Below are 15,675 nucleotides of genomic sequence, written 5' to 3'. Positions count from 1 at the left end.
CTTACTTCTTGCGACGCGACACGACCATCACCTGGGTGCGCTTGTTGTTGCGGGTGCGGTAACCCTTGGTCAGGTTGCCCCATGGGTCGACAGGATGGCGGCCTTCGCCGGTCTTGCCTTCACCACCACCGTGGGGGTGGTCGACCGGGTTCATCACCACACCGCGAACGGTCGGGCGGATACCCATCCAGCGCGTCACACCGGCCTTGCCCAGACGGCGCAGGCTGTGCTCTTCGTTGGCCACTTCGCCAATGGTCGCGCGGCATTCGATGTGGATCTTGCGAACCTCACCAGAGCGCATGCGGACCTGGGCGTAGGTGCCTTCGCGTGCCAGCAGCGTCGCAGACGTACCAGCCGAACGCGCGATCTGCGCGCCCTTGCCGGGCTGCAACTCGATGCAGTGGATCGTCGAGCCCACCGGGATGTTGCGGATCGGCAGCGTGTTGCCCGCGCGGATCGGCGCTTCGGCACCGGACAGCAACGTGGCGCCGGCTTCCAGACCACGCGGCGCAATGATGTAGCGACGCTCGCCGTCGGCATAGCACACCAGAGCGATGTGGGCCGAACGGTTCGGGTCGTACTCAATGCGCTCGACCTTGGCGGGGATACCGTCCTTGTTGCGCACGAAGTCGACGACGCGGTAGTGGTGCTTGTGACCACCGCCGCGATGGCGAATCGTGATGTGACCGTTGTTGTTGCGGCCAGCCTTCTGGAACTGGGATTCCAGCAAGGGTGCGTGCGCCGGACCCTTGTACAGGTGGTCACGCGTGACCTTCACCATGCCGCGACGGCCTGGCGAAGTGGGTTTCATCTTGATGACGGCCATTACGCACCTTCCCCGGTCAGATGGAGTTCTTGTCCAGGCTGCAGGGTCACATACGCCTTGCGCACGTTGTCCCGGCGGCCCATGGACTTGCCGAAGCGCTTGGACTTGCCCTTGGTGTTGACCACGGACACGCCCTTGACCTCGACCTTGAACATCAGCTGCACAGCAGCCTTGATCTCATGCTTGGTCGCGTCCTGCAGGACCTTGAAGGTCACGGCATTGGACTTTTCGGCAACCATGGTGGCCTTCTCGGACACCACGGGCGCCACGAGGACCTTCATCAGGCGGCCTTCGTCGAACTGTTGAGTGGACTTGGAGGAGCTCATGCGAACATCTCCTTGAGTTTGTCCATGGCAGCCTTGGTCACCAGGACTTTCTTGTAATGCACCAGCGAAACCGGGTCGGCGTAGCGTGGCTCGACGACCAGCACGTTGACCAGGTTACGGGACGCGAGGTACAGGTTTTCGTCGACTTCGTCGGCAATCACCATGACCGAGGATGCCAGGTTCATGGCCTTCAGGCGCGCAGCCAACGGCTTGGTCTTGGGCGAATCCACAGCAAGGGACTCGACCACAGCCAAACGGCCTTCACGGGCCAGCTGCGAGAAGATGGACGCCATGCCGGCGCGGTACATCTTCTTGTTGATCTTCTGCGTGAAGTTTTCGTCCGGCATGTTCGGGAAAATCCGACCGCCCCCGCGCCACAGCGGCGAAGACGTCATACCGGCACGTGCGCGACCCGTACCCTTTTGCTTGAAGGGCTTCTTGGTCGAGTGATGGACCTGCTCACGGTCCTTCTGCGCACGCGTGCCCTGGCGGGCGTTGGCCTGGTAGGCCACCACGACCTGGTGCACCAGGTCTTCGTTGTAGGCACGACCGAACACGGTGTCGGGCACGTCCACCTTGGACGCGGCTTGACCCTGGTCGTTGAGGAGTTCGAGCTGCATCAGTTCGCTCCCTTTTCAATCTTGGCCTTGATGGCCGGACGCACCGTCACGAAGCCACCTTTGGAGCCGGGCACGGCGCCGCGGATCAGCAGCAGCTGACGCGCTTCGTCGATGCGGATCACGTCGAGGTTCTGCGTGGTCACGGTGTCGTCGCCGAGGTGGCCCGACATCTTCTTGCCGGGAAACACGCGGCCGGGATCCTGCGCCATGGAGATCGAGCCGGGCACGTTGTGCGAACGGCTGTTGCCGTGCGATGCGCGCTGCGACTTGAAGTGGTGACGCTTGATGGTGCCCGCGAAGCCCTTGCCGATCGTCGTGCCTTGCACATCGACCTTTTGACCCACGGCGAACAGCGAAGCCACGGCTACGGTAGAACCGGCCTGGTACTGGGCTGCCACATCGGCGGTCAGGCGGAATTCCTGGACGACTTCACCGGCTTCCACACCTGCCTTGGCAAGGTGGCCGGCTTGCGGCTTGGTCACACGCGAAGCTTTGCGCGCGCCGAACGTTACCTGCAGGGCAACGTAGCCGTCATTCTCTTGGGTCTTGACCTGGGTCACACGGTTGTTGGACACATCGACCACCGTGACGGGCACTGCATCGCCATCGTCGGTGAACAAACGCATCATCCCAACCTTGCGCCCCAGCAACCCCAGCGAGTTGCTTTGACTCATAGTTTTCTCCGTAACTCTCACCACCACAACTGCAATTGGCTGCGGCGATCCTCTACCAACAAGCAAAGGACGACGTGAAAGACTGTTGATGAACCCCTGCCCAAAATGAGCAGAGCCAAAAATTATAGCGCGAAGCCGCCGCAAGGGCAACTTCGCGCTTTTGGATATAGCGACCGAGGCCGCTTGCCGCAAATTACTGCAGCTTGATCTCGACGTCGACGCCAGCTGGCAGGTCCAGCTTCATCAGGGCATCCACGGTCTTGTCCGTCGGGTCGACGATGTCCATCAGACGCTGATGCGTGCGGATTTCCAACTGGTCACGGCTGGTCTTGTTGACGTGCGGCGAACGCAGGATGTCGAAACGCTTCATGCGCGTCGGCAGGGGCACCGGGCCCTTGACGATGGCGCCGGTGCGCTTGGCGGTGTCGACGATCTCGGCAGCGGACTGGTCGATCAGCTTGTAGTCGAAGGCCTTCAGGCGGATGCGGATCTTCTGCTTGGTAGACATGGTGCTTCCTTGTGCTCAGTTCCGCTTACGCGATGATCTTGGCCACGACGCCAGCGCCGACCGTCTTGCCGCCTTCGCGGATGGCGAAGCGCAGGCCTTCTTCCATGGCGATCGGGTTGATCAGCTTGACCGTGATGCTGACGTTGTCGCCGGGCATGACCATTTCCTTGCCTTCAGGCAACTCGATCGCGCCGGTCACGTCCGTCGTGCGGAAGTAGAACTGCGGGCGGTAGTTGTTGAAGAAGGGCGTGTGGCGGCCGCCTTCGTCCTTGCTCAGCACGTAGATTTCGGACGTGAAGTGCGTGTGCGGCTTGATCGAGCCGGGCTTGCACAGCACTTGGCCGCGCTCGACTTCTTCGCGCTTGGTGCCGCGCAGCAAGATGCCCACGTTGTCGCCTGCCTGGCCTTGGTCCAGCAGCTTGCGAAACATTTCCACGCCGGTGCAGGTGGTCTTGGCGGTGGCCTTGATGCCGACGATTTCGATTTCTTCACCGACCTTGACGATGCCGCGCTCGACACGACCGGTCACCACGGTGCCGCGGCCAGAGATGGAGAACACGTCTTCGACGGGCATCAGGAAGGCGCCGTCCACTGCACGCTCGGGCAGGGGGATGTAGGTGTCCAGCGCTTCGGCCAGCTTCAGGATAGCGCCCTCGCCCAGCTCACCCTTGTCGCCTTCCATGGCCAGCTTGGCGCTGCCGTGGATGATGGGGGTGTTGTCGCCGGGGAAGTCGTACTTGTCCAGCAGCTCGCGCACTTCCATTTCGACCAGTTCGAGCAGTTCGGCGTCATCCACCATGTCGCACTTGTTCAGGAACACGATGATGTAGGGCACGCCGACCTGGCGGGCCAGCAGGATGTGCTCGCGCGTCTGGGGCATGGGGCCGTCTGCGGCAGAGCACACCAGGATGGCGCCGTCCATCTGCGCGGCACCGGTGATCATGTTCTTGACGTAGTCGGCGTGGCCGGGGCAGTCGACGTGGGCATAGTGGCGGTTGGCCGTCTCGTATTCCACGTGCGCGGTGTTGATCGTGATGCCGCGGGCCTTTTCTTCTGGAGCCGCATCGATCTGGTCGTACGCCTTGGCCTGGCCGCCGAACTTGGCTGCCAGCACGGTGGTGATCGCCGCCGTCAGCGTGGTCTTGCCGTGGTCCACGTGACCGATCGTGCCGACGTTGACGTGCGGCTTGGTCCGTGCGAATTTCTCTTTTGCCATATCAAATCTCCAAAGAGCATGTCCCGTGAAAGGGTTTTACGTCTGCACGGCATTGCTGGTTCGTCACGCACGGGCACGTGACGGCACACCGTCGCAGACAGGGAAAAGTTACTTAGTACGGGAAGCCACGATGGCTTCGGCCACATTGCGGGGAGCTTCGGAATAGTGCTTGAACTCCATCGTGTACGTGGCGCGACCTTGCGTGGCCGAGCGCAGCGTGGTGGAGTAGCCGAACATCTCCGACAGCGGCACTTCGGCCCGGATGGCCTTGCCGCCACCGACCATGTCGTCCATGCCCTGCACCATGCCGCGACGCGAGGACAGATCGCCCATCACGGTGCCGGCGTAGTCTTCAGGCGTCTCGACTTCCACGGCCATCATGGGCTCGAGGATGACCGGGCCGGCTTTGCGGCAGCCTTCCTTGAAACCGAAGATGGCGGCCATCTTGAACGCCAGCTCGTTCGAGTCCACGTCGTGGTAGGAGCCGAAGTGCAGCGTGACCTTCACGTCCACCACCGGATAGCCGGCCAGCACGCCCTGGGTCACGGCTTCGTTGATGCCCTTTTCCACCGCGGGAATGTACTCGCGCGGCACCACGCCACCCTTGATCGCGTCCACGAACTCAATGCCCTTGCCGGCCTCGTTCGGTTCGATCTTCAGCACGACGTGGCCGTACTGGCCCTTGCCGCCGGACTGACGCACAAACTTGCCTTCGGCTTCTTCGATGGTCTTGCGGATCGTCTCGCGGTAGGCCACCTGCGGCTTGCCGACGTTGGCTTCCACGCCGAACTCGCGCTTCATGCGGTCCACGATGATTTCGAGGTGCAGCTCGCCCATGCCGGCGATCAGCGTCTGGCCAGACTCTTCATCGGTCTTGACGCGGAACGACGGGTCTTCAGCAGCCAGGCGTTGCAGCGCAATGCCCATCTTTTCCTGGTCGGCCTTGGTCTTGGGCTCCACCGCCTGCGTGATCACGGGCTCGGGGAACACCATGCGCTCCAGGATGATCGGCGAGCCCACATCGGCCAGCGTCTCGCCCGTGGTCACGTCCTTCAGACCCACGCAGGCAGCGATGTCGCCGGCGCGGATTTCATCGACTTCCACGCGGTCGTTCGCCATCATCTGCACGATACGGCCGATGCGCTCTTTCTTGCCCTTGACGGAGTTGAACACCGTGTCGCCCTTGGACAGCACGCCCGAGTAGACGCGCACGAAGGTCAGCTGGCCCACGAACGGGTCGGTCATCAACTTGAACGCCAGTGCCGAGAACTTCTCGCCGTCGTCCGCCTTGCGGGTGATGGGCTTCTCGTCCTCGTCGGTACCGGTCACGTCCGGGATGTCCACGGGCGAAGGCAGGTAGTCGATCACGGCGTCCAGCATGCGCTGAACGCCCTTGTTCTTGAAGGCCGTGCCGCACAGCATCGGGTGGATTTCCGTCGCGATCGTGCGCGTACGCAAGCCGAGCTTGATTTCGTCTTCCGTGAGCGCGCCCTCTTCGAGGTACTTGTTCATCAGCTCTTCGCTGGCCTCGGCAGCCGCCTCGACCATCTTCTCGCGCCATTCCTCGGCCAGGGCCACGAGGTTTGCCGGGATTTCCTGGTAGTCGAACTTCATGCCCTGCGAAGCCTCGTCCCACAGGATGGCCTTCATCTTCAGCAGATCGACCACGCCGACGAAGTTTTCTTCGGCGCCGATCGGGATCACCACGGGCACGGGGTTGGCCTTCAGGCGCAGCTTCATCTGGTCATAAACCTTGAAGAAGTTGGCACCGGTACGGTCCATCTTGTTCACAAACGCCAGACGGGGCACCTTGTACTTGTTGGCCTGGCGCCAAACGGTTTCCGACTGCGGCTGCACGCCACCCACGGCGCAATAGACCATGCAGGCGCCGTCCAGCACGCGCATGGAACGCTCGACTTCAATGGTGAAGTCCACGTGACCGGGGGTGTCGATGATGTTGAAGCGGTGCTCGGGGTAGGACAGGTCCATCCCCTTCCAGAAACAGGTCACGGCAGCCGAGGTGATCGTGATGCCGCGCTCTTGCTCCTGCTCCATCCAGTCCATGGTCGCCGCGCCATCGTGCACTTCGCCGATCTTGTGGTTCACACCGGTGTAGAACAGGATGCGCTCGGTGGTCGTCGTCTTGCCGGCGTCGATGTGCGCCGAGATGCCGATGTTGCGGTAGCGCTCGATGGGGGTTTTGCGGGCCATGAAATTACTCCATTAATGGCGTGAAGCCCGCCCGTCGGCAACGACGGGTCGGGCTCCAGACCTCTCAGACAGGGATATGAGGATCAGAAACGGAAGTGGCTGAAGGCCTTGTTGGCCTCTGCCATGCGGTGCACTTCGTCGCGCTTCTTCATCGCACCACCGCGGCCTTCGGTGGCTTCCATCAGCTCGTTGGCCAGGCGCAGGGACATGGACTTCTCGCCGCGCTTGCGGGCGGCTTCCTTGATCCAGCGCATCGACAACGCCAGGCGGCGCACCGGGCGCACTTCCACGGGCACCTGGTAGTTCGCGCCACCGACGCGGCGGGATTTCACCTCAACCATCGGCTTGACATTGTTGATGGCCATGGTGAAGGCTTCGACCGGGTCTTTGCCCGGGTTCTTCTTCTCGATGAAGTCGAGTGCGCCATAGATGATGCGCTCGGCGACGGCCTTCTTGCCGCCTTCCATGATCACGTTCATGAACTTGGACAGCTCGACATTGCCGAACTTGGGATCCGGCAGGATTTCACGCTTGGGTACTTCGCGACGACGTGGCATTTTTCACCTCTTTGCTTCAGTTGGCCTTCTTGCGAGGGCCGCGGGAGCCATCTGGACTCCCACTTACTCGACCCGACATGGGTCACTACGCTGCATCACCGCGCCACGCGGCAAACAGCACCTTGAACTCAAACCGACAGAAGGCTTACTTAGCCTTCGGCTTCTTCGCGCCGTACTTGGAACGCGACTGCTTGCGGTCTTTCACGCCTTGCAGATCCAGTGAACCGCGCACGATGTGGTAACGCACACCCGGCAGATCCTTGACACGGCCGCCGCGGACCAGCACCACGCTGTGTTCCTGCAGGTTGTGGCCTTCACCGCCGATGTACGAGATGACCTCGAAACCGTTGGTCAAACGCACCTTGGCGACCTTGCGAAGCGCCGAATTCGGCTTCTTCGGGGTCGTGGTGTAGACCCGGGTGCACACGCCGCGGCGCTGGGGAGAGTTCTGCATGGCAGGACTCTTGGATTTGATCGTCTCGACCTCGCGGCCCTGACGCACTAGTTGATTGATGGTTGGCACTCAAGCCTCCTTGTGATGACCGGTGGCAACCGGCGCCCCAACAGCGCCCCACCAGTCGACAACCGTTTGAAACGGCAAACGTGATTCCCTCGGAAATTCCGAAAAGCCTGCGAGTATAGCCGGGTGGCTGACGGGCCGCAATCCTGGGTGGTGCGTGCTACTTGATCCAAAGCCGCAAGGCATCCCAGGCGCGTCCCAGCACGCCGGCCTGCTCGACCGGCTCCAGCACCACCAGCGGCACGCTGATGAGTTGCTGCTCGCCCAGCGAGACCTTCAGCGTGCCCACGGCCTGACCCTTGGTGAACGGCGCCACCAGTGGATCAGGGCGGGCAATGTCAGTCTTGACCTTGCTGGCGCTGCCTGAAGGCACTGCCACGACAACAGGCTCCGGCCGGCCCAGCTTCAGGATATTCTCCTTGCCCTTCCAGACCGGCACCGAGACGATCGCCTGGTTGGCATCGAACAGCTTGACGCCCTCGTAGGCGGTGTAGCCCCAGTTCAGCAGCTTCTGCGACTCGTTGGCGCGCGCGTTTTCGCTGCTCGCGCCCAGCACGATGGCCAGCAGACGACGACCACCCGTCAGATTGGGAAAATCACGCTTGGCCGTGGTGATCATGCAATAGCCCGCCGCATTGGTATGGCCCGTCTTCAGGCCATCGACCGTGGGGTCGCGGAACAGCAGCAGGTTGCGGTTGGTGTCGTTGGACACCGGCGTGCCCTGGTAGCGGTATTTCCTGATGCTGTAGTAGTGCACGTACTCGGGAAAGTCGAGCATCAGACGCGTCGACAGCACCGCCAGGTCGCGCGCCGTCGTCGTATGGCCGGCCTCGGTCAGCCCTTCCGGGTTCTTGTAGCCCGTGTTCTTCATGCCCAGCACCTTGGCCTGCTCGTTCATGAGCTGCACGAAGCGCTCGACCGTGCCGCCCACGCCTTCGGCCAATGCCATCGTGGCGTCGTTGCCCGACTGGACGATCATGCCCTTGATCAAATCTTCGACCGGCACTTGCATCTTCGGGTCGATGAACATGCGCGAGCCTGGCATCTTCCAGGCGCGCTGGCTCACGGGGAGCGCCTGGTCCAGCGCGACCTTCTTCGACTTGAGCGCGTCGAACACGAGGTACGCCGTCATCAACTTGGTGAGCGAGGCCGGCTCCACCGGCGTGTCGGCGTCCTTTTCCACCAGGACCTGGTTGGCGGTGACATCGACCAGCAGATAAGCCCGCGCGGCAACTTCGGGGCCTTGGGGGACCTGGGCGGACGCCAGGCCGACGACAACCGCCAGCAGCGAAGCCAGCAGTGCTTTGAGAACACAGTTCATGGGATCAGAAAATAAGGAAGGGGCGCGCCGCCATTCAGACGGCGGCGCAGATCAGACAGCGAAAGAAGCCCGCAGATGGCGGACGACCAGGCTCTTGAGAAGCGGCAATTGTCCGTGAAAGAAATGGCCACCCCCGGGCACCACGGTAACAGGCAGTGACTGCGGCCGCGCCCAATCCATCACCGAGGCCAGGGGCACCGTGTCGTCTGCCTCACCGTGCACGATCAGGCTGCGCTCGTGCAACGACGCAGACAGCGGCGCGACGTCGAAGCGCGAGGCGGCAGTGCCGATCAGCACCAGTGTCTCGACCGGGCGCTCCGCAGGTACCGCCAGCAGCGCACGGCTGACCACGAAGGCGCCGAACGAGAAACCCGCCAGCGCCACCGGCGCCGCCGCATCGCCACCCACCTGCGCCAGCACCGAGATGAAATCCTCGGCCTCGCCCTGCCCTGCGTCGTGCACGCCTGCGGACTTGCCAACGCCTCGGAAGTTGAAACGCACGGCTGTCCACCCGCACTGCACGAAGGCCCGCGCCAGGGTCTGCACGACCTTGTTGTCCATGGTGCCGCCGAACAGGGGATGCGGGTGCGCAATCAGCGCCACGCCACGCGCCGGAACATCGGTGGCCGCTGCGTCACGCAGCGCCTCGATCGGGCCGGCGGGCCCTTGCAGCATCAGGCGCTCGGTGGAGGCGTTCATGCCGGCGCTCCGCTCATCGGCCCAGGTGCGCCGGCGTGCGCAGCCGCTCGACGACCTGCCCGTTCTTCAGGTGTGATTCGACGATCTCATCGATGTCCTGTGCGTCCACATAGCTGTACCAGACAGCCTCGGGGTAGACCACCGCCACGGGGCCCGCAGCGCAGCGGTCCAGGCAGCCCGCCTTGTTCACGCGCACCTGGCCCGGGCCCGCCAGGCCCGCCGCCTTGACCTGCGCCTTGCAGCGATCGAAGCCCTCCTGCGCGTTGTGGTGGGCACAACTGTCCTCACCGTTCTGGCGGTCGTTGAGGCAGAAGAAGATGTGTCGCTCGTAGTACGAAGATTCGCTCATCCAGGCATTCTAGAAAGCTCGGGCTTCAACTGCCTCGCGCCGGCTCTGGTCGCGACAGGCGCAGCAGCAGGTAGGCCCCTGCCGCGAATGGCCACAGCCAGCCCAGCCACTGGGCCAGGCCATGGAAGCGAATGAATCGGCCCTGCTCCCAGTCCTGCAGCGTCTGCGCGAAGTACGCACTGGTCGGCGCCTGGTTCAACACGCTCAGGTGCAGCACCAGCGCCAGCAGCGCCAACGCCGTGCAGACGCGCGCACGCAGCGGCAGCAACAGCACGGCCATCAGCACGGCGGCTGCCCAGCCCACGCGCACCGGCAGGCTCCACCACTCCCAGGCATGCACGGGCCCATAACTCAGCGCTGCCGACAGGCCGGTCGCCCCGGCGCCCAGCAGCGTCAGCACCAGCAGGAACCAGGCACGCCGGCGCACACCCGCGATGACGCCGTAGCCGATCAGGCACGGAATCAACGCGCCCAGCATCACGCAGACCATCTCGGTGCCGGGCACCATGGGCTGCAGCTCGATCTCGCGCACCGGCAGCCAGTCCAGGAACGGTGTGTCGGCCAGCTGCTCGGCCAGCGCAGATTCGAGCCGCTCGAACACCTGGCCCAGCCCCAGCGGCACGGCCGCAGGAAACAGCAGCGCCGGTGGCCACAGCGCCAGCAGCACCATGGCGCCGCGCGCATCGAAGGTCAGCCAGCCCGCGCGAAAGCGGCTCCAACGGTCGATGGTGCCGGTGCGCTGCAGCAGTTGCGCCAGCACGGCACCCAACAGACTGCCCGCCGCATTCAGCGCGAGATCGACGTTCGAGGGCACGCGCCGCGGCAGATAGCCCTGTGCCATCTCCATCAGCAGCGAGACGCCCGCGCCTGCGAGCGTGGCCAGCAGCACCGGCCAGCGCGTGCGCCCCGATCGGAGCCCCGCCAGCGCGAGCAGGAAGCCCAGCGGCGCATAGCCCGCGACGTTGACCTGCACGTCGAACCAGGTCCACCAGCGCGGCAGTGCCGCCCCCAGAAACGACCAGGGCGCGATGCCCTGGTCGCGCCAGCCTTCGAACGGGTACAGGCTGGCATAGACCACCAGGCCTGCGTAGGCCAGCGCGAGCGGCCAGGCCGATGTCTTGTGCGCAGCTGTCGGAGGCACCGGCCGGCGCGTCAGAACGGCTTGACCACCGCCAGCACGACCGCTGCCACCAGCAGCAGCACCGGCGCCTCGTTGAACCAGCGGTACCACACATGGCTGCGCGTGGGCTGCCCGTTGCGAAAGCGCCGCAGCTGCGCGGCGCAGGCATGGTGATAGCCCAGCACCAGCAGCACCACGAACAGCTTGGCATGCATCCAGCCGTTGCCCTCGCTGGCTGGGCCGCGTCCGATGCCGTAGTACAGCCACAGCGTCAGCCCCAGCGCCAGCGCCGGCACCGCCAGCAGCGTGGAAAAGCGCAGCAGCTTGCCCGCCATCAGTAGCAGCCGCTCACGCTCGGCGCCGGACTGCGGCGGGACCATGGCCAGATTGACGAAGATGCGGGGGAGATAGAACAGACCGGCGAACCAGCTGGCGACGAACACGATGTGGAAGGACTTGACCCAGAGCATCGTCCCAGTTTAGGACACCGGGCCACAGGCGCGGAGCGATGCGGCCGTTCAAAAAAATACCCCGACCGAGGGCCGGGGCCTGAAGCCCGTTAGCTGTTACACATCGAGGCTCCCGCTCAGGGAGGTGAAGCGGGGGTGGGCGGTGAAACCGCCCGCAGCCAATCTAGCAAACGCCGATAGGGGCAGCAAGTGGGTTTGCCCCAGGCCCGCCCCCCGCACCACCCGCACCACGCGCACCACGCGCGCGCCAGGGCGATCAGGCACAATTTTCCCCATGAGCCAGCCCCACCTCTCCCCCCTTGCCGCCTTCCCCGCCGCCCGCCCGCGCCGCTTGCGGCGCGATGCCTTCACGCGCGATCTGGTGCGTGAGCACACGCTGACCGCGCACGATCTGATCTACCCGGTGTTCGTGCTGGATGGCGCAGGCCGGCGCGAGGCCGTGGCCTCCATGCCCGGCGTGGAGCGCCTGAGCCTGGACCAGCTGCTGCCCGTGGCAGAAGAGTGCGTGCGGCTGCAGATCCCGGTGATGGCTCTGTTCCCGGTGATCGACGCGTCGCTGAAGGCGGAAGACGGGCGCGAAGCGCACAACCCCGACGGGCTGATTCCGTGCGTGGTGCGTGCATTGAAGGAGCGCTTCCCGCAGCTCGGCGTCATGACCGACGTGGCGCTGGACCCTTACACCAGCCACGGCCAGGACGGCCTGCTCGACCCCACCGGCTACATCGTGAACGACGCCACCACCGCCGTGCTGGTGCGCCAGGCGTTGACGCAGGCCGAGGCGGGCGTGGACATCCTGGCGCCCAGCGACATGATGGACGGGCGCATCGGCGCGATCCGCCAGGCGCTGGAAGCGCGCGGCCTGGTGCACACGCGGATCATGGCCTACAGCGCCAAGTACGCCTCGGCCTTTTACGGCCCGTTCCGCGACGCCGTAGGCTCGGCTGCCAACCTCGGCAAAAGTAACAAGAAGGTCTACCAGATGGACCCGGGCAACACCGACGAAGCGCTACGCGAAGTCGCCATGGACATCGCCGAAGGCGCCGACATGGTGATGGTCAAACCCGGCATGCCCTACCTGGACGTGGTGCGCCGCGTGAAGGACCAGTTCGGCGTGCCCACCTTTGCCTACCAGGTCAGTGGTGAATACGCCATGCTCAAGGCCGCCGCGCAGAATGGCTGGCTGGACCACGACGCCGTGATGATGGAATCGCTGTTGGCCTTCAAACGCGCCGGCGCCAACGGTGTGCTGACCTACTTCGCGCTGGACGCCGCCCGGCTGCTGCGCGCCGCCTGACGCCGCTGGCATGCGCGTCTTTCACATCCAGGGCAGCCAGGTCACCGAGACCGGCCAGGTGCCCCAGGCAGACCCTGCTGCCGGCTTCATCTGGATCGCCTGTGCGCGCGACGAGTTCAAGAACCAGCTGGCCACCGTGCAGGCCGCGCTCGCGCAGCTGAGCGGCACCGCGCTGGTCGATCTGCACGTCTCCGATCTGCTCAACCAGCAACTGCCCTCGCGCTACGACTACACCTCGCAGTACGACCTGCTGGTGTTCCGCCGGCTGGCCAGCGGCGCCGGCCAGCACCGGCCCGGCGAGACCGGCCGCGAACGCCACGGGCCACCGGTGCTGCACCGCATCGACACCAGCGCCGTCGGCTTTGCCGTGTTCGACCAGGTTTTGTTGACCGTGCACCCCGAGGACTGCGCCGTGCGCGATGCCTTCGCCGCGCGGCTGCTGCAAGGTGCGGCCGAACCGCGCGAAGGCGGTGTGCTGCGCCAGCCGACCTCGCCGGCCGACCTGATGCTGCGCCTGGTGAACCACATGGTGGACGGCTACCTCGAACTGCGGCGCGAACTCACGCGGCAGATCGACCACTGGCAATCCGAGCTGCTGCACCCTCGGGCCCGGTTCCAGGCGTGGGCGACATTGCTCGACGTGCGCCTGGGGCTGCACCACCTCGACGAAATCTGCGAAGACCAGCGCGCCGCCGTGCAGGACTGGATCGACGCCATCGAAGCCTGGCCGCCGAGCGACACGCCGCTGGCGCAGCGCGAGCGTGACCTGCTGACAGTGCGCAGTCGCGACGTGCTGGAGCACATCGAACGCGTCGTGCACCACGTGCGCCGGCTGGAGCACAGCGCCGAGACCGCCGTGCAGATGCACTTCAGCATCCAGGGCAACCGCGCCAACGACATCATGCGCACGCTGACCGCGCTGACCGCCATCTTCCTGCCGCTGAACCTGATCGCCGGCATCTTCGGCATGAACTTCGAGTTCATCCCGCTGCTGCATAGCCAGCAGGGCTTCTGGTGGGCGATGGGCGCGATGGCGCTGATCACGCTGGTGCTGGTGGCGCTGTTCTGGCGCAAGCACTACCTGGTGTCGCGCAGCAGGCGCTAGCGCAGGCCAGCGGGCGCAGCGGCTGGCACAGACCGGAGGCCGTAGCTCGCGTCAGGCGCGCCAGCCGTATCAGTCGCATTGGTCGCATCAGTCGCATTGGTCGCGTCATATCAGCCGCGTCAGCCGGCCAATGCCAGCGCCAGCGGCTTGCGGGCACGAAATGCCCACTTCGATCCCATCCGGAACGATTCCAGCACCGTCGACGACGCGCTCGCGAAGAACAGCTCGTCGCGCAGCCCCAGCCGCTCGAAGGCGCGCCGCTGGCGCACCGAGCGCCGGCGCAGGTCGCCCTCGAATGCCTGGCCCTCGCCTTGCAATTGCTCGAAGAACGCCGCTGTGCGCGCCAGCCCTTGCAGCGCCGATTCGGACAGCGCCGGCACCGCGCGTGGCGCCGACAGGCGCGCCTGCGTGATGAACGGGTTCTGGCCCACCACCAGGCCCCAGGGCCGGCGGCCCTCGACCGGGTCCACGCTCAGCGCCTCCAGCTTGGTCAGCCCGAAATCGCGCGCCAGCGTCAGCCGCTGCGCCAGCCACGGGTCGCTCTGGCGCAATTGCTCGATGGCCTGGGCAGCGACCTGCGCATCGCCTGGCACCGGCAGCACCAGAGAGCGCAGCAGGCGCTGCGCATGGGCGTCGCCCTGCGCTGCGGCCGCGTGCAGCCAGCCGATGGCCTGCTCAGACTCGGCCAGCGTGCCGGCCGAGCGCAGCACCAGCGCGCCCAGCTTGCGCTGCGCCTCGGCCTGGCCCTTCGTTGCGGCCTTTTCCAGGAAGAAGCGCGCCAGCTGCGGGTTGGCCACCGACAGGCGGTGGTCGGCATGCGCGGCGTACAAATCCAGCCAGGCGTCGTCGCGGCCGGCATCGGCCGCGCGCAGCAGCAGCGCCACACCCTTGCGCATGTTGGCCGTACCGGTCAACCGCGCCGGGCTCAAAGGGCCGCTGGCGATGCCGCACAGCGCGCGGCCCAGCAGGCAGGCGGCGTCACGGTCGCCACGCGCCATGGCCATCTCCAGGCTGGCCTCGACCTGGTCGGGCGCCAGGCCGCGCAGGTCATGCCCACTGCGCTCGGCCTGCAGCAGCGCCGCCACCACCAGGTCCGACAGTGCATGCGTCAGCTTGGGCGCCAGGGCCAGCGCGAGCTGCAGGCAGTCGCCCAGCAGGACCTGGTCGCCGCCCTCACGCGCCTGGCGCGTGGCCATCACCGCCACCTGGGCCACGTCCAGCGCGGCGCTGCCGACGAGCGCCTGCGCCATCGCGTGCAGCGCATCGGCGGTGTGGGCCTGGCGCACCGCCGCCACAGCCTGGCGCGCCTCGATGTGACCGCCGGCCGCGGCCCGCTGCAGCCAGGCCTCGCCGGCCGCCACGCGGCTGTGCTGCACGCTCAACCACACCCCCAGTTTGAACTGGCCCAGCAGGCTGCCGGCCGCGGCGGCCTGCTGCAGTGCGTTCTCCTGCTGCAGCTGCAGCAAGTCCTGCAGCGGCAGGTTCTCGGCGATGGCGCGGGCCGTCTCGGGCAGATCGCGCACGCTGGGATGCGCCAGGTATTCCAGGCCGGTGGCGATGTGCTTGGGAAAGCCGTCGCCGCCGACCAGGTAGCGGCGGCCGGCCTCACCGCGTGCTGCCGCGTCGCCCTGGCGGGCCAGGGCCAGCAGTTGGATGTCTTGTCTGCGCATGCTGTTCAACTCCAGTGTGTTGCGGGGGCAGCACACCGGGCCGGCCTTCTGAGCCTTCTGCCCGGGTGCAGCCCCTCATTCAGGACTGGTTGGGAGCATAGAAATCGGCGCCTGACGGCAACATGGCGCGCGCATGACATTCGCGTCATGTTGGCGTGGCGCCGACCCATGTGAAAAAGCCCGCACCCC

Annotated in this window: 17 protein-coding genes; 2 read left to right on the top strand and 15 right to left on the bottom strand. The window is 65.5% G+C overall.

What is annotated here, in order from left to right; genetic code table 11:
• Position 1 precedes the first annotated feature (1 nt).
• The 14 genes from rplB to AC099J_RS02415 form a co-directional block, all read right to left on the bottom strand.
• On the bottom strand, positions 2 to 826 hold the full coding sequence (gene rplB / locus AC099J_RS02480; RefSeq protein ID WP_479613610.1) for a 50S ribosomal protein L2: 825 nt from the start codon (positions 824 to 826) through the stop codon (positions 2 to 4).
• The gene (rplW, locus tag AC099J_RS02475) at positions 826 to 1,152 is read right to left on the bottom strand and encodes a 50S ribosomal protein L23 (protein WP_479613609.1); all 327 of its coding nucleotides are present in this window, start codon (positions 1,150 to 1,152) and stop codon (positions 826 to 828) included. The genes rplB and rplW overlap by 1 nt, the downstream gene beginning before the upstream one ends.
• Positions 1,149 to 1,772 (bottom strand): 50S ribosomal protein L4, encoded by a 624-nt coding sequence (gene rplD / locus AC099J_RS02470; protein WP_479613608.1) that lies wholly within the window; start codon positions 1,770 to 1,772, stop codon positions 1,149 to 1,151. Before rplD ends, rplW begins: the two co-directional genes overlap by 4 nt.
• Positions 1,772 to 2,446 (bottom strand): 50S ribosomal protein L3, encoded by a 675-nt coding sequence (gene rplC, locus AC099J_RS02465; RefSeq protein ID WP_479613823.1) that lies wholly within the window; start codon positions 2,444 to 2,446, stop codon positions 1,772 to 1,774. Before rplC ends, rplD begins: the two co-directional genes overlap by 1 nt.
• A 193-nt stretch (positions 2,447 to 2,639) precedes the next feature.
• Positions 2,640 to 2,954, bottom strand: a complete 315-nt coding sequence (gene rpsJ / locus AC099J_RS02460) for a 30S ribosomal protein S10 (RefSeq protein WP_243307437.1) — start codon at positions 2,952 to 2,954, stop codon at positions 2,640 to 2,642.
• Between the two features lie 25 nt (positions 2,955 to 2,979).
• On the bottom strand, positions 2,980 to 4,170 hold the full coding sequence (tuf, locus tag AC099J_RS02455) for an elongation factor Tu (protein ID WP_479613607.1): 1,191 nt from the start codon (positions 4,168 to 4,170) through the stop codon (positions 2,980 to 2,982).
• Positions 4,171 to 4,278: 108 nt separating this feature from the next.
• A complete protein-coding gene (gene fusA / locus AC099J_RS02450; protein WP_479613606.1) occupies positions 4,279 to 6,381 on the bottom strand; it encodes an elongation factor G in 2,103 nt (700 codons plus the stop codon).
• Positions 6,382 to 6,464: 83 nt separating this feature from the next.
• Positions 6,465 to 6,938 (bottom strand): 30S ribosomal protein S7, encoded by a 474-nt coding sequence (gene rpsG / locus AC099J_RS02445; RefSeq protein ID WP_479613605.1) that lies wholly within the window; start codon positions 6,936 to 6,938, stop codon positions 6,465 to 6,467.
• A 145-nt stretch (positions 6,939 to 7,083) separates the two neighbouring features.
• Positions 7,084 to 7,461 carry a 30S ribosomal protein S12 gene (rpsL, locus tag AC099J_RS02440; protein WP_011466063.1) on the bottom strand — a complete coding sequence of 126 codons (378 nt, stop codon included), beginning with the start codon at positions 7,459 to 7,461 and terminating at the stop codon, positions 7,084 to 7,086.
• Between the two features lie 157 nt (positions 7,462 to 7,618).
• Complete coding sequence (locus AC099J_RS02435) at positions 7,619 to 8,779, bottom strand: D-alanyl-D-alanine carboxypeptidase family protein (RefSeq protein ID WP_479613604.1); 1,161 nt, start codon at positions 8,777 to 8,779, stop codon at positions 7,619 to 7,621.
• A 51-nt stretch (positions 8,780 to 8,830) separates the two neighbouring features.
• On the bottom strand, positions 8,831 to 9,478 hold the full coding sequence (locus AC099J_RS02430) for an alpha/beta hydrolase (protein ID WP_479613603.1): 648 nt from the start codon (positions 9,476 to 9,478) through the stop codon (positions 8,831 to 8,833).
• Between the two features lie 13 nt (positions 9,479 to 9,491).
• Positions 9,492 to 9,827, bottom strand: coding sequence for a (2Fe-2S) ferredoxin domain-containing protein (locus AC099J_RS02425; RefSeq protein WP_479613602.1), 336 nt, complete (start codon positions 9,825 to 9,827; stop codon positions 9,492 to 9,494).
• A 25-nt stretch (positions 9,828 to 9,852) separates the two neighbouring features.
• Positions 9,853 to 10,968: a VanZ family protein gene (locus tag AC099J_RS02420; RefSeq protein WP_479613601.1), complete on the bottom strand. Its 1,116-nt coding sequence runs from the start codon at positions 10,966 to 10,968 to the stop codon at positions 9,853 to 9,855.
• 11 nt (positions 10,969 to 10,979) lie between these two features.
• A complete protein-coding gene (locus tag AC099J_RS02415) occupies positions 10,980 to 11,417 on the bottom strand; it encodes a CopD family protein (RefSeq protein WP_479613600.1) in 438 nt (145 codons plus the stop codon).
• Positions 11,418 to 11,691: 274 nt separating this feature from the next.
• Between AC099J_RS02415 and hemB the strand changes: the two genes are divergently transcribed.
• Both hemB and AC099J_RS02405 read left to right on the top strand, forming a co-directional pair.
• Positions 11,692 to 12,711, top strand: a complete 1,020-nt coding sequence (hemB, locus tag AC099J_RS02410; RefSeq protein WP_479613599.1) for a porphobilinogen synthase — start codon at positions 11,692 to 11,694, stop codon at positions 12,709 to 12,711.
• Positions 12,712 to 12,721: 10 nt separating this feature from the next.
• A complete protein-coding gene (locus tag AC099J_RS02405) occupies positions 12,722 to 13,816 on the top strand; it encodes a magnesium transporter CorA family protein (protein ID WP_479613598.1) in 1,095 nt (364 codons plus the stop codon).
• A 119-nt stretch (positions 13,817 to 13,935) separates the two neighbouring features.
• Here the strand turns inward: AC099J_RS02405 and AC099J_RS02400 are convergent, their stop codons facing one another.
• Positions 13,936 to 15,486 carry an SEL1-like repeat protein gene (locus AC099J_RS02400; RefSeq protein WP_479613597.1) on the bottom strand — a complete coding sequence of 517 codons (1,551 nt, stop codon included), beginning with the start codon at positions 15,484 to 15,486 and terminating at the stop codon, positions 13,936 to 13,938.
• Positions 15,487 to 15,675 lie beyond the last annotated feature (189 nt).

The organism is Rhodoferax sp. RT4P68, from assembly GCF_056521305.1.
The sequence above is the reverse complement of the archived record's forward strand: the minus strand, read 5'-3'. Positions and strand labels throughout refer to the sequence as shown.